This window comes from Ventosimonas gracilis (assembly GCF_001580025.1).
Classification (GTDB): Bacteria; Pseudomonadota; Gammaproteobacteria; order Pseudomonadales; family Pseudomonadaceae; genus Ventosimonas; species Ventosimonas gracilis.
The window spans coordinates 1-23,497 of the sequence record NZ_LSZO01000006.1; the positions used below are offsets into that span (position 1 = coordinate 1).

22 protein-coding genes and 2 pseudogenes are annotated in these 23,497 nt (G+C 51.4%); 13 read left to right on the forward strand and 11 right to left on the reverse strand.

Annotated elements, in window-relative coordinates:
* Positions 1-240 precede the first annotated feature (240 nt).
* Entirely contained in the window at positions 241-438 is a 198-nt protein-coding gene (gene thiS / locus AXE65_RS00475) for a sulfur carrier protein ThiS (protein WP_068386474.1), read from the reverse strand.
* 201 nt (positions 439-639) lie between these two features.
* Between thiS and AXE65_RS00480 the strand changes: the two genes are divergently transcribed.
* From AXE65_RS00480 to AXE65_RS00505, 6 genes are all read left to right on the forward strand, one after another.
* A complete protein-coding gene (locus AXE65_RS00480; RefSeq protein WP_275574847.1) occupies positions 640-1,179 on the forward strand; it encodes a GspH/FimT family pseudopilin in 540 nt (179 codons plus the stop codon).
* On the forward strand, positions 1,170-1,721 hold the full coding sequence (gene pilV / locus AXE65_RS00485; RefSeq protein WP_068386480.1) for a type IV pilus modification protein PilV: 552 nt from the start codon (positions 1,170-1,172) through the stop codon (positions 1,719-1,721). The genes AXE65_RS00480 and pilV overlap by 10 nt, the downstream gene beginning before the upstream one ends.
* Positions 1,718-2,461 carry a PilW family protein gene (locus AXE65_RS00490; RefSeq protein ID WP_068386483.1) on the forward strand — a complete coding sequence of 248 codons (744 nt, stop codon included), beginning with the start codon at positions 1,718-1,720 and terminating at the stop codon, positions 2,459-2,461. Before pilV ends, AXE65_RS00490 begins: the two co-directional genes overlap by 4 nt.
* The gene (locus AXE65_RS00495; protein ID WP_068386487.1) at positions 2,458-2,979 is read left to right on the forward strand and encodes a pilus assembly PilX family protein; all 522 of its coding nucleotides are present in this window, start codon (positions 2,458-2,460) and stop codon (positions 2,977-2,979) included. The genes AXE65_RS00490 and AXE65_RS00495 overlap by 4 nt, the downstream gene beginning before the upstream one ends.
* Before the next feature lie 75 nt (positions 2,980-3,054).
* The gene (locus AXE65_RS00500; protein WP_079213975.1) at positions 3,055-5,994 is read left to right on the forward strand and encodes a PilC/PilY family type IV pilus protein; all 2,940 of its coding nucleotides are present in this window, start codon (positions 3,055-3,057) and stop codon (positions 5,992-5,994) included.
* Between the two features lie 71 nt (positions 5,995-6,065).
* The gene (locus AXE65_RS00505; protein WP_068386494.1) at positions 6,066-6,512 is read left to right on the forward strand and encodes a prepilin-type N-terminal cleavage/methylation domain-containing protein; all 447 of its coding nucleotides are present in this window, start codon (positions 6,066-6,068) and stop codon (positions 6,510-6,512) included.
* Positions 6,513-6,760: 248 nt separating this feature from the next.
* Here AXE65_RS00505 and AXE65_RS00510 read toward each other — a convergent pair.
* Both AXE65_RS00510 and AXE65_RS00515 read right to left on the reverse strand, forming a co-directional pair.
* A pseudogene (locus AXE65_RS00510) lies at positions 6,761-6,934 on the reverse strand (SIS domain-containing protein); the annotation flags it as partial.
* A gap of 86 nt (positions 6,935-7,020) precedes the next feature.
* The gene (locus AXE65_RS00515) at positions 7,021-7,611 is read right to left on the reverse strand and encodes a phosphoheptose isomerase (protein WP_068386501.1); all 591 of its coding nucleotides are present in this window, start codon (positions 7,609-7,611) and stop codon (positions 7,021-7,023) included.
* A 178-nt stretch (positions 7,612-7,789) separates the two neighbouring features.
* On the opposite strand from AXE65_RS00515, the gene AXE65_RS00520 reads away from it, so the two are divergent.
* Positions 7,790-8,788, forward strand: a complete 999-nt coding sequence (locus AXE65_RS00520) for a sulfate ABC transporter substrate-binding protein (RefSeq protein ID WP_068386503.1) — start codon at positions 7,790-7,792, stop codon at positions 8,786-8,788.
* 92 nt (positions 8,789-8,880) lie between these two features.
* Here AXE65_RS00520 and rpoD read toward each other — a convergent pair whose 3' ends face one another.
* The 3 genes from rpoD to rpsU all read right to left on the reverse strand — a co-directional run bounded on the left by rpoD (position 8,881) and on the right by rpsU (position 13,089).
* Positions 8,881-10,737 carry an RNA polymerase sigma factor RpoD gene (rpoD, locus tag AXE65_RS00525; RefSeq protein WP_068386505.1) on the reverse strand — a complete coding sequence of 619 codons (1,857 nt, stop codon included), beginning with the start codon at positions 10,735-10,737 and terminating at the stop codon, positions 8,881-8,883.
* A 67-nt stretch (positions 10,738-10,804) separates the two neighbouring features.
* Complete coding sequence (dnaG, locus tag AXE65_RS00530; protein ID WP_068386508.1) at positions 10,805-12,727, reverse strand: DNA primase; 1,923 nt, start codon at positions 12,725-12,727, stop codon at positions 10,805-10,807.
* A 146-nt stretch (positions 12,728-12,873) separates the two neighbouring features.
* On the reverse strand, positions 12,874-13,089 hold the full coding sequence (gene rpsU, locus AXE65_RS00535) for a 30S ribosomal protein S21 (RefSeq protein WP_068386511.1): 216 nt from the start codon (positions 13,087-13,089) through the stop codon (positions 12,874-12,876).
* 166 nt (positions 13,090-13,255) lie between these two features.
* Here rpsU and AXE65_RS00540 point away from each other — a divergent pair, with 166 nt between their 5' ends.
* From AXE65_RS00540 to AXE65_RS00555, 4 genes are all read left to right on the forward strand, one after another.
* Positions 13,256-14,131 carry a 23S rRNA (adenine(2030)-N(6))-methyltransferase RlmJ gene (locus AXE65_RS00540; RefSeq protein WP_068386514.1) on the forward strand — a complete coding sequence of 292 codons (876 nt, stop codon included), beginning with the start codon at positions 13,256-13,258 and terminating at the stop codon, positions 14,129-14,131.
* Positions 14,132-14,204: 73 nt separating this feature from the next.
* On the forward strand, positions 14,205-15,002 hold the full coding sequence (locus tag AXE65_RS00545) for a transporter substrate-binding domain-containing protein (RefSeq protein WP_068386517.1): 798 nt from the start codon (positions 14,205-14,207) through the stop codon (positions 15,000-15,002).
* Between the two features lie 29 nt (positions 15,003-15,031).
* Positions 15,032-16,000, forward strand: coding sequence for an amino acid ABC transporter permease (locus AXE65_RS00550; RefSeq protein ID WP_068386520.1), 969 nt, complete (start codon positions 15,032-15,034; stop codon positions 15,998-16,000).
* Positions 15,993-16,727 carry an amino acid ABC transporter ATP-binding protein gene (locus tag AXE65_RS00555; RefSeq protein ID WP_068386523.1) on the forward strand — a complete coding sequence of 245 codons (735 nt, stop codon included), beginning with the start codon at positions 15,993-15,995 and terminating at the stop codon, positions 16,725-16,727. The genes AXE65_RS00550 and AXE65_RS00555 overlap by 8 nt, the downstream gene beginning before the upstream one ends.
* Here AXE65_RS00555 and leuB read toward each other — a convergent pair.
* The 4 genes from leuB to AXE65_RS00575 form a co-directional block, all read right to left on the reverse strand.
* On the reverse strand, positions 16,724-17,797 hold the full coding sequence (leuB, locus tag AXE65_RS00560; RefSeq protein ID WP_068386526.1) for a 3-isopropylmalate dehydrogenase: 1,074 nt from the start codon (positions 17,795-17,797) through the stop codon (positions 16,724-16,726). The two genes, AXE65_RS00555 and leuB, sit on opposite strands and share 4 nt — an antisense overlap.
* 19 nt (positions 17,798-17,816) lie before the next feature.
* A complete protein-coding gene (gene leuD, locus AXE65_RS00565) occupies positions 17,817-18,455 on the reverse strand; it encodes a 3-isopropylmalate dehydratase small subunit (RefSeq protein WP_068386529.1) in 639 nt (212 codons plus the stop codon).
* On the reverse strand, positions 18,455-19,888 hold the full coding sequence (gene leuC / locus AXE65_RS00570) for a 3-isopropylmalate dehydratase large subunit (protein ID WP_068386532.1): 1,434 nt from the start codon (positions 19,886-19,888) through the stop codon (positions 18,455-18,457). Before leuC ends, leuD begins: the two co-directional genes overlap by 1 nt.
* Positions 19,889-19,981: 93 nt before the next feature.
* Complete coding sequence (locus AXE65_RS00575) at positions 19,982-20,620, reverse strand: response regulator (RefSeq protein WP_068386543.1); 639 nt, start codon at positions 20,618-20,620, stop codon at positions 19,982-19,984.
* Positions 20,621-20,800: 180 nt separating this feature from the next.
* On the opposite strand from AXE65_RS00575, the gene AXE65_RS00580 reads away from it, so the two are divergent.
* Positions 20,801-21,343 (forward strand): PQQ-dependent catabolism-associated CXXCW motif protein, encoded by a 543-nt coding sequence (locus tag AXE65_RS00580; protein ID WP_068386535.1) that lies wholly within the window; start codon positions 20,801-20,803, stop codon positions 21,341-21,343.
* 23 nt (positions 21,344-21,366) lie between these two features.
* Positions 21,367-22,029: a response regulator gene (locus AXE65_RS00585; RefSeq protein WP_068386538.1), complete on the forward strand. Its 663-nt coding sequence runs from the start codon at positions 21,367-21,369 to the stop codon at positions 22,027-22,029.
* Between the two features lie 42 nt (positions 22,030-22,071).
* Here the strand turns inward: AXE65_RS00585 and AXE65_RS00590 are convergent.
* A pseudogene (locus AXE65_RS00590) lies at positions 22,072-23,295 on the reverse strand (ATP-binding response regulator); the annotation flags it as partial.
* Positions 23,296-23,497: the final 202 nt, after the last annotated feature.

Consider the following 23,497-nt stretch of genomic DNA (forward strand, 5'->3'; position numbering starts at 1 on the left):
AGCATGCAGCCAATGTGTACAACCTTGGCAAATGCTGCAACGCCGTATGGCGAAATTTTGGGCGCAGCCCGAAGGGACGGGGCAGATTTTGTGCGCCGCTGTGTTGCTCGTCGTTCATTTGCATGAGCAAATTTCTCTTCTCGCGCCTTGCTGCGCACAAAATCTGCCTCCGTCGCGGCCACGTTTGAAGCGGGAACAGACCCTAAGCGCTTACGGGAGAAGGGTAAGGCTGCAAGCCGATTACCCCCCTCCAATCGCCTGCACCAACTCAATACAATCCCCCTCAGCCAGCCAGCAACTGGCATGCTCGCTGTGCGCAATAACCTCGCCATTGCGCTCAACCGCAAGGCGCTTGCCGCTAAGCGCAAGCTGCGCTATCAGCTCGTCGAGCTTAGTGCCCAAAAACTCAAAAGGCTCACCATTTAATTGGATGCGCATCAATCAAAATCCCGCTGACCTGCCAAAAGATAGGGGCAAAATGGTACACCGGTTTATCGGCAGGCGGGATAAACCGCTTGGCCAGACAGCCCTTTACTGCGGTTTATCCGAACTTTTTTGCCACTGGTCTGCACACACTGGCTATTCCATAGCGACCCATTACATTGACAGTCTAATTAACCGATTACCTTGGATTTTTCTGTGAACTCACCTCTCCTACCCTGCCCGTCAAAACGGCCAAAACTCAATCAAGGCTTTAGCTTGATTGAGTTGCTGATTGTTGTTGCGGTAATTGCCATTGTGATCGGTTTTGCCGTACCCAATATGCGGCAGATGATGCTAAATAACAGCACCAAAGCCGCCATCAATAGCTTACTAGGTGGATTACAAATGGCTCGCAATGAAGCCGTTGCACGCGGTAAAGCCATCACTTTCTGCCCGTCCAACCAACAAGGCAGCAACTGCGGCACGAGCAGCGGCGAAAAAGATTATCAATACGGAGCGCTGGTGATGATGGTGGGCAACTCTGAAGTCATACACCGCACAGAGCCTACACCAAAAAATGTACAAGTGAATAATGAAGGCGATAGCAAAATAAATTTTCAAAGCTCTGGCACTGTTAAAAATACAGGCACCATTAGAGTGGCCGGGCAAGGCAGTATCAAGAAAACCATTTGTATAGGCGCTTTTGGACAAACTCACACAAAAGAAGGCATAGGAGCAGGGGTTACATGTCCATAAAATACCATCAAGGTTTTAGCATGATTGAAATACTGGTCGCGCTGGTTATTCTCGCCATCGGTTTATTGGGCATGGCGACTTTAATGATAAACAGCCTGCAAACCAACCAAAGTGCCGCCATGCGCAGCACAGCAACATTGGCGGCTTATGATTTGGTCGAACGCATGCGCAGTAATGCGGATGAACAAGTGCTTGAAACAACCATATATTCAACCGGCGGCGTACAAGGTGTCGAATACCTTGCCACTGGTGCGCCCGATAACTGCAATGAAAAATCAGCAGCAGACTTAGCGGTATGCGACCGTCAAATTTGGGCTAAGGCATTAAATGATGTTCTCCCCGATGCCATGGCCATAGTTAAATTCGAAGGCACAGTAACCACAGGCGGCCTAACAGAAAATCGCCTCTGGTGCATCGGCATCTTTTGGAAAGATACCGGCGGACAAGATGTTAGCGATAAGGACGACAAAGCCTGTGGAGAAACAGCAACATCGACCGATAAAAAACCTTGGGCATTTTATGAAGTGAAGGTGCTGCTATGAAATCCTTTATTGCTAATTATCCAAAAGCACAATCAGGGCTTTCACTGATTGAACTGATGGTTGCCCTGTTAGTCAGTACCATCTTGTTGCTGGGCGTATTGGAATTATTTGGCAGCAGCTCACAAACCCAACGCAGTGCCAATGCAGTCGCTCGCTTGCAGGAAAACGGCCGGTTGGTTATGGATCTAATCGCCCGAGAAGCTCGCCGTACTGGCTTTAATGGTTGTGATGGCGGACTTGATAGCAGCGATGTTGATTTTGGTACTGGCTGGGGAGGGACTATAAACTTCCCCGATGAATCGCTTAAGGGTAGCACCAATACCAGTTTAACGATTCGCTACTATGGTTCACCGGATGGAGTAACAAAAGATAATTGTGAACGCAGGCATCTGAGTAAAAATTACATTGAGTTTAAAAATGATGGCAACAATCTGCGTGTTATATCCTCTGATACCGGCACTGGCGGTCAGATTTTGCTAAATCATGCCAAGATTGACCGTATTGACTATTTGCAACCTTGTACGGCAGACCCAACAGAAACTTGCACCTATAAGACAGAGCAATTGCCTAAATTATCCGATGGCATCACCCCTTCTTTTAAAGAGGTGCAAAAACTGCAAGTAACACTCACCCTTTGCAGCGACACTTTAAGTGAAAACAGCACTAATTATTGTGTCGGCGATACAACTGCAATCAAACGCACCTTTAAATCCTTAATTGATCTAAGGAATCGACCATGAATCATTTAACCGCAGCTAAAAAACAACAGGGAGCCACCTTGCTGATAAGTCTGGTTTTACTGTTGGTGCTAACCATTCTGGCATTGGCCGCCGGGCGCAGCGCTACCTTGCAACAGCGCATGGCGGGTAATCTGCAACAGCAAAACCTCGCTTTTCAGACAGCCGAAAACGGCATTCAAGCTGCCATTTTACAACTGCAAGATGAAAGCAACCGACCGCCGTCGGGTGCACCCAAATACCTCTTCTTCGCCTTCGACAATAGTACTAGTCTGCCATCATCTTGGGCTTGGGCAAACGATTGCAGTGCCGGAAGCAGTAGCCGTTATTTCTGCGTCGAAGTAGAGCAAGTCGATTGTGCTGCCTCTTCTACAGGAGGCAGCCTCGGTAGCAGCAGTGCTGCCTCATCCATTGGCGTAGGCAGCGATATAAACCTAACCGGCGGCATCTGCTACCGCATTACCAGTACAGGTCAATTTGAATCATTCACAGCGGTGCATCAGCAAGGTTATATGTTTTAACCGAATGCTCGCTACTCAGCCGCTGGCATTACAGAAAATATTTTATTTACTGTTATAAGGGAAGAAAACAGCGCCATGAATGCCACACGCTATTTACCAAAAATGGCTATCGCCACTCTGGGTTTAACCTTGCTATTACAAGGCGGCTTAACTTGGGCCGATGATACCGAAATGTATTTTGGACAAATCCCGAGCGATGTAAAACCCAATGTGTTTTTTATCCTGGATAATTCGGGGTCAATGGATTGGTGCTTGGATGTGAATTTTCCTCACGACTCTAGAAGGAAATGCCCTGGAGGTAAAAGCGTCCGTATGGACGTACTGAAAAATACGATGAAAAGCCTGCTCAATGATATAAACGGGGTTAATATCGGCTTAATGACACTTAACGGAATAAATCAATCACTGCCAGTCAGCGATATTGATAAAGGTCAACAACGCCGTACCGCTATAGACCTCATCAATGCCATGCAACCCAACGGCGGAACACCTATAGCCAGGGCGTTATATAATGCTGCGCGTTATTTCAATGGTTTCCCTGGCAAGCATGACTCTGGCAATGCTCTTGGCAAGAATGTCGCCAGCCCCATCACTAGCCATTGCCAGCCGTCGCATTTTGTTCTGTTAACCGATGGACAAGCTAATGGCTATAGCAATGCAGACAAAAATAATATCGAAAACCTGATGGGCGCCAGGACTTGCCCAACAACGAACGGAGATAGTGCCGGTGAAGCGTGCAGTATCAAGCTGGTTAAGTGGCTGCATGACGAAGACCAATCCCCTCTAGCTAACGATATGGGTATACAAAACGTTTTCACTCATACCATTGGTTTTGCTTTAAATGCACTGGGTGGCGCACAAGGCCAAAAGGTAAGGAATTATCTACAAGATCTTGCCAATAATGGCAACGGACTGCACCGAACCGCCGATAAGGCCGATGAGTTGCTGGATGCCTTCAAAGCCATTATCAAGCAAGCCACTGAAATTAAAAATACCAGTTTCGTCAACCCCAGCCCTGCGGGCGGTGATTACCAATCAGATGAACACAAAAAACAAATTTACTATCCCATGTTCCAACCTATCGAACATGACCGCTGGCCCGGCAATCTTAAGCGCTATGGCTTGAGAGTGAATGGCAACAATCTTGTTGAAATTGATAACAGCAAACCTCCAATAGACGCCAAAGATGTAGACGGCCAGTTTAAAAGCAATGCAAGAAGTTGGTGGAATGATGACGTTATCGATGGCAATGATGTTAGCAAAGGCGGTGCCGCCTGGAAGCTGCCCGCACCCAATGAGCGTCATCTTTGGGTAGGTTTTAACGACTATAGCAGAGCGCCATTTCCCACCGCACAGACTAATGGAAATACTATCCAGTTAACGCCCAATAACAGTCCAATCATTGATAAACTAAACAATAATAGTGAGCACAAAGAACTACTACGCTATATTCGCGGTTTTGCAGACGATGGCAAAACCGCACGCCGCGCACTAGGCGACCCGCTGCACTCCGCACCTACTTTATTTAGCTATGAGTGTAAAGGCGACTTCAATACAACCACTGGCAAATGCGTTGAATCTGCCGATACAGAAAACACTTCGCAAATGGCTATTATCGGCACCAATGAAGGCTTTGTGCAGATGTTTGATACGGCAACCGGTATCGAACAATTTGCTTTTATGCCGGAAGAACTGCTAAAAAATATCAAACCGCTTTATCAAGACAGCACCACTGGCAGCAGAGCGCATATCTACGGTATGGATAATACGGTCACGGTTTGGGTTGATAACCTCAATGCAAACGGTACCTTTGAAAAAAAGGCTAAAAAAGTCTACGCCTACGCCACCATGCGCCGCGGCGGCAAAAGTGTCTACGCGCTGGATATTACTGATAGAAATAATCCAACATTAAAATGGAAAATCAGCGCAGGTGATAGTGGCTTTGAACGGCTAGGGCAAACTTGGTCGCAACCGGTAAAAACAAAAATCAATATTGACGGAAAAATCACTGATGTACTGATATTCGGCGGCGGCTATGATGAGCAGCAAGATACTCCAGAAAACTACCGTACAGCCAGTCAAGGTAGTGATATTTATATCGTCAATGCAGAAACTGGAGAAAAACTCTGGTCTGCCAGTAATGACGCTAAAATTACGGAAATGAAATACAGCATCCCCGGCAACGTTCGCGTATTAAGCTTGGATAGCAGTGGAAAATCACGTGCTGACGGCCTTGCCACACAATTCTTTGTCGGTGATGTCGGCGGGCAAATTTGGCGGTTTTTTATCAATAATGGTAATCCGCTGGATACTTTGGTAATTGGCGGCGGCACAGGAAATAACGGGCTGCTTGCCAATTTCGGCGGCACTCCAGGCAATCACGATGCTAATGCCCGCCGCTTTTATCACGGTGCAGATGTTGCCGCTGAGACAAGTGGCGGAAAAAGCACACTGTTTGTCAATATCGGCAGCGGGTATCGCGCCCATCCACTGGATACCAAAGTTCACGACCATATGTATTCGTTGCATGTGGATTTAACCGATAACGGTAAAACGCTAACAGAAGCCGATTTATCCCGACAAACTGACGGCAAGTTTAATGGCTCAAAAACCACCGATGAGATAATCAATGGCCAAAAAAGCGGTTGGCTGGTGGAACTTCAAGGATTGGGTGAAAAGATCATCTCCACTCCTAAAACCATCAGCGGGCGCTTGTTTGTTAATACCTATATGCCGCCTCGTGCCAGCAATGATCCATGCGCTGGCGGCAAAAGTGAAAATAGCACCTATGGCCTTAACCTGGCCAATGCCACCCCATTCGGCGCAGCAGATACAGTAGATACGGGTAACTATAGCGATTACGCTATCCTTAGCAAAAGCCAAGGTGCGCTTGGCGACCCCAATGTGATTTGTTTTGAAGGCAATTGCTGGGTACAGTTTGCTCCAGGCGAATTTAGCGATCCATTCAGCCGACAAGCCGGAGCAGGCCGAAAAACCTATTGGATTGATTTGTAGCAATAACGCGCAGGCATTTTTTTGCCTGCTTTAGTCACAATACCGCCATTTAAGGATTAACAGAGAACAGCATGAATGATCAACGCGGCTTTACTTTGATTGAGATAATGATAGTAGTGGTGATTATTAGCATACTCGCAGCCATTGCCATCCCAAGTTATCAACGCTATGTTAGGCGTACTATTTGTGAAGATGCAAAAGCTTCTTTGGTGGCCGCAGCTAGTGCTTTGGAGCGTTATCGGGCACAAAAAAATAGTTATAAAAATGCAAATTTAGCTGATTTGGGTTATGAAAAAACTATCGCAAAACGTGATGAATTTTCACTTTCCCTTAATATCGGTAAAAAACTTGCCATTTCCAGTAGTTGCACGGAAGAGAGTGCAACGGCAGGTAGCAGTTATGTTTTGAGCGCAAAGGGAAGTGGGAAATTTAGTGGTAAAGAACTTTTTTTAGACTCACAAGGTACACGCTGTTCAATAGGCTTGACAACGGCTTGGACAAGCTGCGATGGCATATAGACTCAATAAGTAAGGCATGCTGAAAAACAAAGCCGCTGCTTCTAAAGTCGTATCATTAAAGTCGTAAGAAGTCACTCAGCGGCCTTGTAGTTTGGGAAAGATTAACTACTCTCTTGGTTACAGTTCAAATCTGTTCAGCAGTACCGATGTAGCCATTTCGCAGCCTCCGGCTGTCATCGAAGGACGCAAGGAGCGCAGTGAAAAGAGACAAGGAAGTCTCGCTATCCGCACCGCTTACTGGCGGTGCGATTTTTTCTATCGTCCGCCGAACCGCCATTGCCACAGGCAAGAATTTTTCCGCCTGCCAGCAGTGTATCAACCATCCGCACACCCGCCCGTTCAATGGCTGGGGTTAATACTTCGGTCGCTTGCTGCTTGGTTTCGATACTGGCAATAAAGTGCTGGCGGATGCGTGCTTGCATGTCCATAAGGGATACCTTGGGCAAGTTTTGAAGGTTATTTACTTCGCAATATCCCTCTCCCACGAGTGGGGAGGGGAAAAGCGCTATTACTCAGCGCCAAATAATTGGTTATCAATAAAATCACACAGGCAGTGAATAACCAATAAATGCACTTCCTGGATACGGGCGGTGACTTTGGCGGGGACGCGGATTTCTACATCTTCCGGCAATAATAAAGAGGCCATGCTGCCACCGTCGCGGCCGGTTAGGGCGACTACTGGCATTTCGCGGTCGTGTGCGGCGGCAATGGCGGCGAGCACATTGGCGGAATTGCCGCTGGTGGAAATCGCCAGCAGCACATCCCCCGCCTGCCCCAAGGCGCGTACTTGCTTGGAGAAAACCTCGTTATAGCTGTAATCGTTGGCGATTGAGGTTAGCGTTGAGCTGTCCGTAGTCAATGCAATGGCGGGCAGGCTGGGCCGTTCACGCTCAAAGCGGTTAAGCAGTTCCGATGAAAAATGCTGTGAATCGCCCGCCGAACCGCCATTGCCACAGGCAAGGATTTTGCCGCCTGCCAGCAGTGTATCGACCATCCGCGCACCCGCCCGTTCAATGGCTGGGGTTAATACTTCGGTCGCTTGCTGCTTGGTTTCGATACTGGCAATAAAGTGCTGGCGGATGCGTGCTTGCATGTCCATAAGGGATACCTTGGAGAAGTTTTTAGCGCGGGCGACTGTAACACAGGCTTTGTAAAAAGCTGCTGGCTGAGTGCACTTTAAATAATAAATAGCTATAAAAATAAAATTATAAAGTATTTTTAGATATTAAAAGCACTGATTAAAGTACGCCAAACCGTACCGCTAAGGAGCTTTTTGCATGAAACCCTCTTTCTTTCGTCTCGCGGCGTTACTGCTGGCTGCGCCATTGACCGCATGGGCGGCAGACATCAGTCTGCTGAATGTGTCTTACGATCCCACCCGTGAGCTGTATCAACAATACAACCGCGCCTTTGCCGCACATTGGCACGAGAAAACCGGCGATACGCTTAACATCCGCACCTCACACGCCGGTTCCGGCAAGCAGGCACGTTCTGTGATTGACGGCTTGCAGGCTGATGTCGTCACGCTGGCGTTGGCCTTTGATGTCGATGCGCTGCATCAACACGGCAAGCTGCTACCCGAAGACTGGATAAAGCGTCTGCCGAATAACAGCTCACCCTATACCTCAACCATTGTGTTTTTGGTGCGCAAGGACAATCCCAAGAATATTCGTGATTGGGATGACCTGATCAAGCCAGAAATAGCCGTTATCACGCCCAATCCAAAAACCTCCGGCGGTGCACGCTGGAACTATCTGGCGGCCTGGGCTTGGGCGAATAAGACCTTTGCCGGGGATGAAAGCAAAATACGCGACTATATCGGCAAGCTGCTCGCCAATGTGCCGGTACTGGATACCGGTGCACGCGGTGCGACGACCACCTTTGTGGAACGCGGCGTGGGTGATGTGCTGCTGGCTTGGGAAAACGAAGCACTACTCGCGCTGCGTGAATTGGGCGCAGGCAGCTTTGACATCGTCGCGCCGTCGCTTTCCATCCTCGCCGAACCCTCGGTCGCGCTGGTGGATAAAATCGTCGATAAGCGCGGCACGCGCGAAGTGGCACAGGCCTATCTGGAGTATCTGTACAGCGAGCAAGGCCAGCATATTGCCGCCGAAAACTACTACCGCCCTCGCCTGCCTGCTGTGGCCGCGCAGTACACATCCGTTTTCCCTGTGCTGAATTTGGTCACAGTGGATGAAGCCTTTGGCGGTTGGCAGAACGCTCAAGCGACACACTTTGCCGATGGCGGCACCTTTGACCAGATTTATCAGAAGTAGCGGCTTTCCCTCTCTGTGCCCCTCGCCCACAAGTGGGAGAGGGGCGTAAATCTGTGCACTATCTGGTGCCCCTCGCCCGCTTGCGCGAACGGTCAATCGTCGAGAAAAGAGCGCAAATGCTCACTGCGGGTAGGATGGCGCAGTTTGCGCAGGGCTTTAGCTTCTATTTGGCGGATGCGCTCGCGGGTGACATCAAACTGTTTGCCGACTTCTTCCAGCGTGTGGTCGGTCGGCAGGTCGATGCCAAAGCGCATGCGCAGCACTTTTGCCTCACGCGCGGTTAGACCGCCCAGCACTTCGCGGGTGGCTTCTTTGAGGTTTTCCACTGTGGTGACATCGACCGGCGACTGCATGCTGGAGTCTTCAATAAAGTCGCCCAGGTGTGAATCTTCATCGTCACCAATCGGGGTTTCCATCGAGATGGGTTCTTTGGAGATTTTCAGTACCTTGCGGATTTTGTCCTCGGACATTTCCATCCGTTCGCCCAGTTCTTCCGGTGTAGGTTCACGCCCCATTTCCTGCAACATTTGTCTGGATACGCGATTGAGTTTGTTGATGGTCTCAATCATATGCACCGGAATGCGGATGGTGCGTGCCTGGTCGGCAATCGAGCGGGTAATCGCCTGGCGAATCCACCAAGTGGCGTAGGTGGAGAATTTGTAGCCGCGGCGGTATTCAAACTTATCCACCGCTTTCATCAGGCCAATATTGCCTTCTTGAATCAGGTCCAAAAATTGCAGGCCACGGTTGGTGTACTTTTTGGCAATGGAAATCACCAAGCGCAGGTTGGCCTCGACCATCTCCTTCTTGGCACGCTGCGCCTTGGCTTCGCCAATCGACAGGCGACGGCGAATATCTTTAAGTTCCGCCAAGGTCAGTTTGGATTTTTCCTGCAACTTAATCAGTTGCTGCTGCTGGCTGTTGATGGCTTCTTGCTGTTTGCCGACGGCTGCCGCCCAAGCGGCTTTTTCCGCGGCAAGCTGCGCGGGCCAGTCCAGATTGACTTCATTGCCAGGGAAGCGACGCAGAAACTCGGCACGTGGCATGCGTGCATCACGCACGCAAAGTTGCAAAATGGCTTGCTCCACTTTGCGAATGCTGTCAAAAAGCTCTTTGAGTTTGGCAAGCAGCGTGTCGTACTGTTTGGGTACCAGCTTGATGGGCATAAACAGGTCGCCCAGTTCGCGCAGCGCGGCAATACCCTGCTCACTACCACGCCCGTGTTTTTTCACCAAGCGAGTCGCGATTTTCAGTTGCGCGGCAATAGCTTCAAAGCGGCGTGCGGCTTCTTCCGGGTCGGGTCCGCCGTCGCCTTCGCTTTCGGTCTCTTCAACGACCCCTGCGCTCTCTTCATCGGTTTCTTCGCCGTCTTCGGCGGCGACTATTTCCGGCTTGACTTTCGGCGGCGGCGGTTCGGGCAAGGTGTCGCTGTCGTCCGGGTCGATATAGCCGCTTAACACTTCCACCAAGCGACCATTGCCTTCGCTGACACGGCGGTATTCGGCGAGGATGCTTTCCACCGTACCGGGCACGTGGGCAATCGCGCTCATCACTTCGCGGATGCCCTCTTCGATGCGCTTGGCGATTTCAATTTCGCCCTCGCGGGTCAGCAAGTCCACCGTGCCCATTTCGCGCATGTACATGCGCACCGGGTCCGTGGTGCGGCCAAGGTCAGTCTCTACCGCAGCCAGCGCGGCGGCGGCTTCTTCCACGGCGGCGGCATCGGTTTCTGCCTCGGCCAGCAGCAAGGCATCGGCATCCGGCGCGGTCTCAAATACGCTGATACCCAGCTCGCCAAGCAAGCTGATGATGCTTTCAACTTGTTCGCTGTCGGAAATATCTTCCGGCAGATGGTCATTCACCTCGGCATAAGTCAGGTAGCCCTGCTCACGACCCAAGCTGATTAAATCGGTTAAACGGGAGGATTGCTGCTGTGCTTTGGCTGACATATTACCCTGTTCACTCAAGGTTTCTACGGGCGGTAAATAAGCCGACTAGTATACTGCAATTAGAGGCTTAGGTAGCAGATACCGGCTTGTTTGCGGTTAATTGGGCACGGTAATGTGCTTGTATCAGGCTTTTTTCTTCTGTGCTTAGCTCACTGGGGTTTTTCTGTAAAAGATGGGTTATCTGTTGCGTATAAGCCTGCTGCTGCGCTTTTTGCCGTGCAAGGTGTTCAAGTTTAGCAAGGGTATCGAGAAACTGCTGGCCAGGATTGTGTTCAAGATAACCGTGCTCATGCGGCATCCATTCTTTTTCCCACAGCGATTTAAGCAAACGACCTTGGCTGCTGCCGTGCCAGCGGGCGAGCCATTGCAGCGGACGCAACTTAGGGTTTTGTTGCAACGCGCGCAGTAATTCCAGTAACGCGCGAACAGCCGGTTCTTCGGCTTCTTCTGCATGACCGATTATTTCCAGCGTACCGACTTGCTGCGCAAGCTCTGGATAATGCAGCAAGGTACGCAGCGCCAAGCTGTGCGGGTCAACTTCGATGGATTTTTGCCTGGATGGCTGCCAAGCCGGGGGGCTTTCTTCACCCATCGGCGGCGGCTCGTCCAGCAGCATGGGGGGCGAGAACTCTTGCGGATCCGGCACCCTCTCTGGCGCAACCGGCGGTTGCGGTTTAGCGGGAAGGTTTGGCTGCGCCAATTGGTTAAGCTGCTCCAGCGCAAGCCCGCTCAACTGCGCAAGGCGTTGGCGCATCAGCACTTGCAAACTGGCTGAGGGTATTTTTTGCAGTAACGGCAGCGCTAAATTAACCAATTGCGCCTTTCCTTCCAGCGAGCTTAAGTTCACTTCCTGCTGCAAACGGCTAAAAAAATAATCGGTCAACGACAGCGACTGTTCTTCTATTCGTGCGCGAAAAGCATCAGCCCCTTCAAGGCGCACCAAGCTATCCGGGTCTTCCCCATCGGGCAGGAATAAAAACCGCGTTCGTTTGCCGTCAAAAAGCGCAGGCAAGGCCGCTTCCAACGCTCGCCAAGCGGCTTTGCGTCCAGCGCTGTCGCCGTCAAAACAGAACAATATTGAAGGCGCAAGGCGCAGCAGGCGTTTGATATGTTGCTCGCTGGTCGCTGTACCCAAGGTAGCAACCGCATTGCAAAGTCCCGCCTGCGCCAGCGCGATAACGTCCAGATAGCCTTCGACGACCAAGATTTCATCGAGCTTGCCGGGCTTTTGCCGCAGTTCGTACAGCCCATAGAGTTCATGACTTTTATGGAACAGTGCGGTTTCCGGGCTGTTTAGGTATTTGGGCTTGTCATCGCCCAGTACCCGCCCACCAAAGCCAATCACTCGCCCGCTATGGTCGCGTATCGGGAACATCAAGCGGTCGCGGAAGCGGTCGTAGCGCTTACCGCTGCCTTCGTTGTGAACCAAGAGCCCTGCTTCAATCAACGATTGTTGCTTGGCTTGATCAGCTTGCACCAATTTGTGCAGGTTATCCCAGCCCGGCGGCGCAAAGCCCAAGGCAAACGCTTGCACCATTTGCGGGGAAATGCCGCGTTTTTTTAGATAATCCACCGCCGCTTGTCGCGCCGGATGCTGTTTTAACGACTGTTGATAGAACTGCGTTGCCATCGACAGCAGCCCATACAATGGCGACTCTTGCGTGAGGCGCTCGCGAGGATCTGCGCCCGCCTCGCGCGGCACACTAAGCCCGGCCGCTCGTGCGAGCAACTCGACCGCTTCGGGAAAATCCAAGCGATCGTGCTCCATCACAAAACGCAGCGCATCCCCACTCGCTCCACAGCCAAAACAGTGATAGAACTGTTTATCCGGGCTGACATTAAAAGACGGTGTTTTTTCCTGATGAAACGGGCAGCAGGCGCTGTAGTTTTTGCCGTTTTTTTTAAGCGCAACCCGCGCACTGACCACCTCCACCAAATCCGTGCGTTTGAGCAGGTCTTCAATAAAGGCTTGCGGGATTAAACCGGCCATAGCAATGCTTCAAGGGCGCTTTCAAAAAGAAGAGGGATTTTGTCACAACAGCCAACAGAAAAACCCCGCCTGCACAGACGGCAGCGGAGTTTTTCAGATAAGGTTTTTGCCCGCCTAAACAGGCGGCTTGTGGCGAATGCTTAAAATCAGTACAAACGCACGATACGACGCTGCTCGCGCTGAACCTTTTTGGCATAGCGTTTAACCGCCGCGGCCGCTTTGCGCTTGCGTTCGGCGGTCGGTTTTTCGTAAAACTCGCGGCTGCGCACCTCAGACAGCACGCCTGCTTTTTCACAGGAGCGCTTAAAGCGACGCAGAGCTACATCGAAGGGTTCGTTTTCTTTGACTTTAATAGCGGGCATCCAGTTCGTACCTTGTGCATAAGATTGGCGCGGCGCATTGGCCGCCTTGTGCCGATTTTTAAGGGCGAGGGATGGTAGCCTCTTGTTGTTAAAAAGGCAAGGGCGGTAGAGCACGCGCAAGCTTAGATTACAATGTCAAGCACCCTGCTTTATTCGGACATCCCAAGTGCACAGTTACCGGCACGGCTTTCACGCCGCCAACCACGCAGATGTACTCAAACACGCCATCTTTATCCAGATTTTGGACTACGCCATCCGCAAACCTGCGCCCATTACCGTCATTGACACCCACTCAGGCGCAGGCTTGTACGACTTAACCCACGAATGGGCAAGGCAAAACGTCGAAGCGGACAGTGGTATTAACCGCCTTTTGTGCGCCCAAGCCGATACGACCAATAGCGATGAAATCCCGCCGCTAATTACCCGCTATCTGCAAGTATTAGCAGGGTGCAGAAAGCAACATGGCGAGCAAGCTTATCCCGGCTCGCCTTGGCTTGCCCTGCACGCCTTGCGAGAGGATGACCGCTTGCACCTGTTTGAAACCCACCCGAGCGAAATTGAAGCACTGCGGCATTTGCCCAAGCTACGGCCAGAGCTTCGCGCAAGGCACATCAAGCTGCACGCCCTGGACGGTTTTTCCGCAGCCAAAGCCATGCTGCCGCCCGTATCACGGCGCGGCATTGTGATGATGGACCCTTCCTACGAAGACAAACAAGACTATCGCCGCGCCGTACAAGCCTTAAGCGAAGGCTTGCAGCGTTTTGCCAGCGGCTGCTATCTGCTCTGGTATCCGCTATTGCAGCGACGCGAAGTCAACGAGATGCTGCGCAGCCTGTATCGCCTGCCCGCTGCAAACTGGCTGCATGCTTGGTTGCAAATCAAACAAGCACCAGAAAATGGCTTAGGTCTCTACGGCAGCGGTGTCTTCGTCATCAACCCGCCCTGGACACTGCGCAGCGAGTTGCAGGCCGCCTTACCTTGGCTACAACAACAACTGGCACAGGATGAACACGCACGTTCAGAATGCGTTTGCTCCGCATAACGCTAATATCTAGCTAATCAGTACGCCACTGTGGCAGACTACTTTTTCCCTGTTGGCTGTATGGATATCAATCATGAAAAAAACAATCAAAGTCTTGTTAACCGCGCTATTGACTGGCTGCTTCAGCTTTGCCGCGCAGGCTGAAATGATCGATGAAGTGGTTAAACGAGGCACTCTGCGCGTAGGCACTGACCCGGTATTTATGCCTTTGCAAATGCGCGATAAACGCGGCGACATCGTAGGCTTTGAGGTCGATTTAAACAAAGCGATGGCAAAGGCAATGGGCGTTAAATTGGAAATCGTCTCCATTGCCTTTGATGGCATTATTCCCGGACTGCTGACGGATAAATTTGATTTAATTGCCGCCGGCATGACCTTGACCCAAGAGCGCAATCTTAAAATCGGCTTTTCCGAACCCTTTATTTCCGTAGGGCAAACGCTGCTTATTCGTAAAGAATTGGCAGGCGATGTTAAATCCTACAAAGATTTAAATAATGAAAAATACCAAATCGCTTCAAAAATCGGTACCACCGGTGAAATTGTCGCCAAACGCTTAATGAGCCGCGCTCGCTACCATAATTTTGATACCGCCGATGAAGCACTGGTGGATTTAGTCAATGGAAAAATCGATGGCTTTGTGTTTGATTCAACCTACAATCTTATTGCTTTAGAAAAACGTGGTGCGGGAAAACTGATTCATCTGGACGAACCCTTTACTTATGAACCCTTGGCTTTCGGCCTGAAACGTGACGACCAAGCCAGCATTAACTGGATTAACAACTGGCTGGTACAAATCAAGCATGACGGCACTTACGACAGACTATATAACAAATGGTTTAAAAATACCGACTGGATGAAGGATATGGAATAACCAAAGATCCACTTCCGGCTGAATACAACATGAAACGAAGCAAGAAAAAACGCCTGCTCTGGCCTTGGCATCTATTAACCCTTGGCATTTTATTGATGCTGGGCTGGGGCTTATGGTTTTCCACTTCATTGATTGCCTATGAATGGCGCTGGCATCGCATACCGCAGTATTTTATCTATCAAGCCGAGATTACCCAACGCGCCGCAGAAGATGGACGCATTGCCAATATTACAACCCATAATGACATTACAGATGTCACTATCGATTACTATAACCAGCAGCAACAAATCGTTAAGATAGCCACCGACAGCCTGCATCTTAAGCAAGGCGACGATGTATCAGAAGGCGATGAAATTGGCATTGACCGCCACTTGGCTCCAGGGCCGCTGCTTTCTGGCTTATTCACTACCTTATGGATTGCTGTGCTTTCCGCCATTGTTGCTTTGGCTATTGGGCTAATGGCTGGGCTTGCCCGGCTTTCCCAAAACCCTACCCTGCGTGATTTAACCAGCATCTATGTTGAACTGGTACGCGGTACGCCGCTGCTGGTGCAGATATTTATCTTCTATTTTTTTATCGGCACGGTACTTAATCTGTCACGTGAATTTGCCGCCGTGGCGGCGCTGGGGTTATTTACCGGCGCTTATGTCGGTGAAATTATCCGCGCCGGTATTCAGTCAATTGCCAAAGGCCAGGATGAAGCGGCGCGCTCTCTGGGGTTATCCTCTGTACAAAGCATGCGCCATGTTATTTTGCCGCAAGCCTTTAGATGCGTACTGCCGCCACTCGCCGGGCAATTTATTACCTTGGTTAAAGATACTTCGTTGATTTCTGCCATTGCCATTACTGAACTCACCAAAAGCGGGCGCGAGGCCATTACCAGTTCTTTTTCTACCTTTGAAATCTGGTTTTGTGTGGCGGGACTTTATCTGCTGATTAACTTGCCTTTATCACAATTGACTAATTATCTGGAACGCAAGCTGGCCAAACATGATTAAAGTGCGCAATCTGGTTAAAATTTTTGAGCAAGGCAGTCAAGTGCTACGTGCTGTCGATAATGTCAGCACGGATATCAAGCAAGCTGAAGTGGTGGTTTTAATTGGCCCTTCGGGTTCGGGAAAATCCACTTTTTTGCGCTGTTTAAATGCCTTGGAAGAGTTGGATGAAGGCTCAATCTGCATTGATGGTGTGGATTTGGCCGACAGCAAAACCAATCACAATCTGTGGCGCCGCGAAGTCGGTATGGTATTTCAGCACTTTAATTTATTTCCGCATTTAAGCGTGCTGGAAAATCTGTGCTTGGCACAGCAAGTGGTTCGTAAGCGCAGTAAAAGAGAAAGCGAAGAAAAAGCCCGTACATTACTGGCTAAAGTCGGCATTGCGGAAAAAGCCAGCGAATACCCAAGGCGTTTATCCGGTGGCCAACAACAGCGTGTGGCTATTGCCAGAGCGCTTTGTATGGAACCTAAAGTCATGCTGTTTGATGAACCCACTTCAGCGCTCGACCCGGAAATGGTCGGCGAAGTATTGGATGTTATGAAACAACTTGCCAAAGAAGGCATGACCATGCTTTGCGTTAGTCATGAAATGGGATTTGCCCGCGAAGTAGCCGACCGCATTTTGTTTTTTGATCAAGGCCGTTTGCTGGAAGACGCAGCGCCTGCCCAATTCTTTGAACAGGCGAGTGACCCGCGCGTTAAAACCTTTTTAAAACAAATTCTTTAAAGCGCCTCCACAACTGCACTGCCCATCTGCGCGCAACTGACTGAAGATGCCTCTGCTTTGGCAATATCCGCCGTGCGCAGTCCTGCATCCAATACTTTGCCAACCGCCGCTTCAATGGCATTAGCGGCCTGCAACTCTGCAAAGCTGTAACGCAGCATCATGGCGAGTGACAAAATGGTTGCCAGTGGATTGGCAATACCCTTTCCTGCAATATCCGGAGCAGATCCGTGGCAGGGTTCATACATGCCTTTATTGTTTGCATCCAATGATGCCGAAGGCAGCATGCCAATAGAGCCGGTCAACATGGCCGCTTGATCCGATAAAATATCGCCAAATAAATTATCGGTAACGATCACATCAAATTGTTTGGGCGCACGCACTAATTGCATCGCGGCATTATCGACATACATATGCGACAATTGAACATCCAGGTAATCCGCCGCCAGTTCATTCATCACCGCTCGCCATAATTGACTGGATGCCAGCACATTGGCTTTATCCACCGAACAGAGTTTTTTACCGCGAAGACGCGCCATTTCAAAACCGACTTTGCCAATACGGCGAATTTCACTTTCACTATAAGGCAAGGTATCAAAGGCTTTACGCTCGCCACTGGCTAAAACTTCTTGTCCACGCGGCTTGCCAAAATAAATGCCGCCGGTTAATTCCCGTACTATTAAAAGATCAAGAGCGGCGACGATCTCCGCTTTTAATGAAGAAGCATCGGCCAATTGTGGATAAAGAATAGCCGGACGCAGATTAGCGAATAAGCCAAGTTCTGCACGGATTTTTAATAAGCCACGTTCCGGCCTTAAGGCTGGCTCGATATTATCCCATTGGGGCCCGCCAACCGCGCCCAGCAATACCGCATCAGCTTGCCTGGCTTTTTGCAAAGTGCTATCAGCCAGCGGCGTGCCGTATTGTTCATAAGCCGCTCCGCCGATGCTGTCAAAGTGCCATTGATAATTCAGCGCAAAACGTTGATTAACGCATTCCAGCACTTTAACCGCTTGCTGGATAATCTCCGGCCCGATACCGTCACCGGGGAGAATTAAAATCTGTTTGGACATAAAAATTCCTGTTTAAAATTCAAGCAAACAACCAAGGCTGCGCCGTGCGGTGTTTCTCTTCAAAGGCGCGAATGCGCGCTTCATCTTGCAAGGTCAAAGCAATATCATCCAAACCGCCCAGCAAACAATGTTTACGGAAAGCATCGACTGCAAAGCTATAGTGCATGCCATTTGGGCAAGTGACGCGCTGCGCGGCAAGGTCAATGGTTAATTGATAGCCTTTGTTTTTTTCACATTGAATAAAAAGTTCATCCACTTCGCTTTCTGCCAATACAATCGGCAGCAGGCCATTTTTAAAGCTGTTGTTGTAAAAAATATCGGCAAAGGAAGGCGCAATAATCGCACGAAAGCCGTATTCATCCAATGCCCAAGGCGCATGCTCGCGCGAAGAGCCGCAGCCAAAATTTTCCCGCGCCAGCAAAATACTCGCGCCCTGATAACGCGGAAAATTCAGCACAAACTCATTATTAAGCGGGCGCTTGCGGTTATCCTGCCCCGGTTCGCCAACATCCAGATAACGCCATTTATCAAATAAATTAGCGCCAAAACCGCTGCGTTTGATGGATTTTAAAAACTGCTTGGGAATAATCTGGTCGGTATCGACATTGGCGCGGTCTAACGGGCAAACCAAGCCGCAATGCTGAGTAAAGGCTTTCATTACAGTCCCTTCTGTATCAATTCGCGTACGTCCACAAAATGCCCGGCCACTGCGGCGGCGGCGGCCATGCCGGGGCTGACCAGGTGGGTGCGCCCGCCTGCGCCCTGGCGGCCTTCAAAGTTGCGGTTGGAGGTGGAGGCGCAGTGTTCGCCGTTTTCCAGTTTGTCCGGGTTCATGGCAAGGCACATGGAGCAGCCGGGTTCACGCCATTCAAATCCCGCTTCAACAAAAATTTTGTCCAATCCTTCTGCTTCGGCCTGCGCTTTGACCAGACCGGAGCCGGGCACCACCATGGCCAGTTTGACGTTGGCGGCGACTTTGCGGCCTTTGGCGACGCGGGCGGCTTCGCGCAGGTCTTCGATGCGCGAGTTGGTGCATGAGCCGATAAAGATTTTATCCAGATGAATCGCGGTGATCGGCTGGTTGGCGGTGAGGCCCATATACTTCAAGGCACGGGCGATGGAGTCTTTTTTGACCGGGTCGGCTTCACGAGCGGGGTCGGGCAGATGCTCATCAATGGGCAGAACCATTTCTGGTGAAGTGCCCCAACTGACTTGGGGCTTGATGTCTTCGGCACGCAGTTCGATCACTTTATCGAAAACGGCATCCGGGTCAGAAACCAAGGTTCTCCAGAGCCGGGTCGCTTTATCCCAATCCGCATCTTTGGGGGCGAGCGGACGGCCTTTAACGTAGTCGATGGTTTTTTCGTCCACCGCGACCAAGCCGACGCGGGCACCGGCTTCAATCGCCATATTGCATAAGGTCATGCGCCCTTCCACCGACAGCGCACGGATAGTGCTGCCCGCAAATTCCAGCGCATGCCCGGTACCGCCTGCGGTGCCGATTTTGCCGATAACCGCCAGCACAATGTCTTTGGCGGTGACACCTGTGGGCAGCGTGCCTTCCACGCGCACTTGCATGTTTTTCATCTTTTTGGCGACCAAACACTGCGTTGCCAGCACGTGTTCGACTTCTGAGGTGCCAATACCGTGCGCCAGTGCGCCAAAAGCGCCGTGGGTCGAGGTGTGTGAATCGCCGCAGACAATGGTCATGCCCGGCAAGGTTGCGCCCTGCTCAGGACCTATCACATGGACGATGCCTTGGCGGATGTCGTTCATCTTGAATTCGAGGATGCCAAAGTCTTCGCAGTTTTCATCCAGCGTTTGTACTTGCAGGCGCGAGATGGGGTCGCTGATAGCCGCAAGCCCGCCCAGGCGCTCGGTGCGCGTGGTCGGCACATTGTGATCAGGCGTTGCGATATTGGCATTCACTCGCCAAGGCTTGCGAGCGGCCAGACGCAGCCCTTCAAAGGCTTGCGGCGAGGTGACTTCGTGCAGGATATGGCGATCGATATAAATCAGCGAGGAGCCGTCGTCACGGCGGGTGACTTCGTGCATTTGCCAGAGTTTGTCGTACAGGGTTTGGCCGGTCATGGAAGGTCTCATCAGCGCTTATAGTGCGTTTGCGGGCAAATGGTAGCGACCTGCGCTCAATAACTCCAATGTTTCCCGCGCCATGCAGGCTTTTTAGCCTTTTTGCAGAACTCCGACCTCCAGCGCCAAATGCACCAGCGCGGCCAAGGAATCAATGCCTAATTTATTTTTCAGCAGACAAATATGATTGGACAGGGTTTTGCGGCTGATGCACAGCCTTTCAGCAATCTGCTGCTGGGCAATGCCGCGAGCGAGCAGGATAAATACTTCCATTTCACGCGCCGTCATCCCCGCCAGACGACGGTCGCTGGCGCTGTCTTCACCGCGCGAACAGGCCATCTGCATGGCCCGTTCCGGTTCGATATAAACCTGCCCGCCAAGCGTCCGCCTGACCGCAGCCACCAGTCTTTGCGGCTCGGCGGTCTTGGACAACCAGCCGCACGCGCCTGCCGCCAACGCTTGGCGTACCAGTGCCAGTTCAGAGGTTTGCGCAAAAAACAACACACGCAGCCCGGGCAGGCGCTGGCGCAAACGGCGAGTAGTTTCCAGTCCGCTAATACCGGGCAGGTAAAAGTCCATCAGCAGCAGGTGCGGGATACTCTGCTGCACCTGTAGCAGTGCTTCTTCACCTGTTGCCGCTTCGCTGAAGCCTACCTGCGGCAAAGCCGTGCTTAGCGCACTGATACAGCCCAAGCGGATAATGGGATGACTGTCGACCAGCAGCAGTTTGATTGGCATGGTGTTGTTTTTCCCTCTCCCGCGCCCTTCTCCCACAAATGGGAGAAGGGAGAATACAGGCGCAGCCTTTACGGAAATTTACGACTTTAGTAGTGTTTTAAATCGCTCAAGGTCTAATTCCCAAGTCAGCAGTACCTTCCTCTAATGCCGCTTAGACCTTGTTGGGAGAAGCCGATGCTGCGCCTGTTGATGGGACTTGCTGCTACTTTTTTATGCGTGCTGTTTGCGCACGGCGAAGAGTTGGCGAAGTTTTCGCAAGAGGGCTACCGCAGCGCGTTTTATCGCAGCCCTACCCCGCCTTTTGCTGAACATGCCAGCACCATTGATACCGCCGCATTACAGGCGCTGCTTCAACAAAATCCCAAACCGCTATTGATTGATGTCTATGGTAGAACCTTTCTAAACGGGCGCTTTGTGGAGGATGAAACCCACGCCAATTTGCCAGGCAGCCTGTGGCTCGCCAATACCGGACTTGCTGAACTGGCTCCATCTTGGCAAACCTATTTTGCTGAGCACTTGACACGCATCACAGATGGCAACTTTAGCAGGCCATTGGTCTTTTATTGCCGTTCGGACTGCTGGCTGAGTTGGAACGCCGTTAAGCGCGCCCATGCGCTGGGCTACCTTCGTCTGTACTGGTACCGCGACGGCGTGGATGCTTGGCAGCAAGCCGGATTGCCGCTCGTCCCGGCAACCCCTGCTCCTTTTAACGAATAAATCGCCAAACAGGAACCAGCGCCATGTATAAGGTATTGATTGCTGACGACCACCCGCTGTTTCGTGAAGCCATTGCCCATGTGATTAGCGACGGTTTTCCTGATAGCGAGGTGATGGAAACCGTGGATTTGCCTAGCACACTGGCATTAACTGCCGAGCGCGACGACCTTGATTTGATTTTGCTCGACCTTAATATGCCCGGCATGCACGGCTTGGCCGGATTAGTCAGTTTGCGTAACGAAGCGCCGACCATTCCGATAGTGATTGTTTCGGCGGAACAGGACAAGCAAATCGTGCTGCAAGCGATGACTTACGGCGCGGTAGGTTTTATCACCAAAAGCCAGGCACGCTCACAGATGCAGGCGGCGATTGCGCAGATTTTGGGCGGCGATGTGTATCTGCCACCGGATATTATCCGCAGTCAAAAAGCCTGTTTAGGCAAAGCCTACGCAGAGCGCGGTATTGCGCCGGAGCTGTTGCAAACGCTCACGCGAAGACAGCTTTTGGTGCTGGAGCGAATGGGCAAGGGCGAATCCAACAAACAAATTGGCTACCACCTGGATATTGCCGAAACCACGGTTAAGGCACATGTGTCGGCGATTTTGCACAAACTCGGCGTACACAATCGGGTGCAAGCCATTTTGGCGATTGGCGAGACGGATTTTTCGGACTGGCTGCGCCGTTAGCCGTTATCTCTCCTCCCTCACAAGTGGGATAGGGCATGCTTATTAGCGCTTACCCAGCCAATGGCTCATCAGGGTTTTTAGCTTCATCGGCCTAAGCGGCTTGTGTAGCAAGCCAAAGCCCAAGGCGCGAACTTGCTGCCTGAGTTCATGACTGTGGTTGGCCGTAATCATCAGTACGGGCAGCGGCTGCGCCCGCCGCGCGTTAATGGTGCGGATGGCTTCAATGCCGTTGCTGCCTTCTTCCAGGTGATAGTCCACCAGCAATAAATCCGCTTCCGCGTGGAAGTTATCCACCTGTCGCGCTAAATCTTCGGCAGATAGCGCAGTAACCACTCGGCAACCCCAGCCTTCCAGCAAGGTGCGCATAGCGGCACAGATGCTCGCGTCGTTATCCAATACCCAAATCCGTGCGCCACGCAGCCATTCCAGTGGACTGCCGCTCGCTTGAGTAATAGTGCGCCGCTCGCCGCTTCTCGCCATCGGCACTTCCACGGCAAAGCAAGAACCTTTGCCCAAGACCGAATGCAGGCGAATACGATGCCCCAACATATGGGCAATTTTATCGACGATGGAAAGCCCCAGGCCCAGGCCTCTGTCGGCCAGATTGGCCGGAATTTCACCACGGTTAAATTCCTGAAAAATCTCCTGCTGACGTTCTTTGGCAATGCCAATGCCGCTATCCCAGACCTCAATCGATAAAAATCGCCCTTTGCGCCGACAACCCAGCAGCACGCGCCCGTTAAGCGTGTAACGAATGGCATTAGACAGCAGATTACGCACAATCCGCGCGAGCAATTGCGGGTCGCTGTGCAGCCAGGCGCGGCTTTGTACAAAGTCCAGCCGAAGACCGCTACGCGCAGCCACGACACGGTATTCACAGGCAAGATTGTGCAATAAGTCACTGGCGGCAAAACGGCTGATGTCCGGCTTGATAACGCCCGCGTCGAGTTTGGACATAGCAATTAACGTGCCGAGCAGGCTTTCCACATCGTCCAGCGCGTGACTGATGTTGTTCATCAGGTTCTGCGCACTGTCTGGCACCCGTTCGGCCAGCGCGGCGCAAAACAGTTGCGCGGCATTGAGCGGTTGCAGCAGGTCATGACTGACCGCAGCCAAAAATTTGGTTTTCGACAGATTGGCTTGTTCGGCTTCGTGCTTGGCTTCACGCAGACGCGCCTCCATGCGTGTACGCTCGTCGATTTCACGGCGCAGTTCTTCATTGACGCGGGTTAGCTCAAAGGTGCGTTCACGCACCTGTTCGGCCAGTGTCACCGAATGGGCAAAGGCGGCAAAGGCATCGCTGACGCGCCCTTCACCTTCTATGCGCTCGATAAGCGCGGCGTTAATACGCTTTAGTTTTTGTTCGCTCGCCAAAAGCGCCGCGAGCTGCGCTTTTAATTCGCTCACAGACTATGGCTGGCTGGCTGGCTGGCTGGCTGGCTGGCTGGCTGGCTGGCTGGCTGGCTGG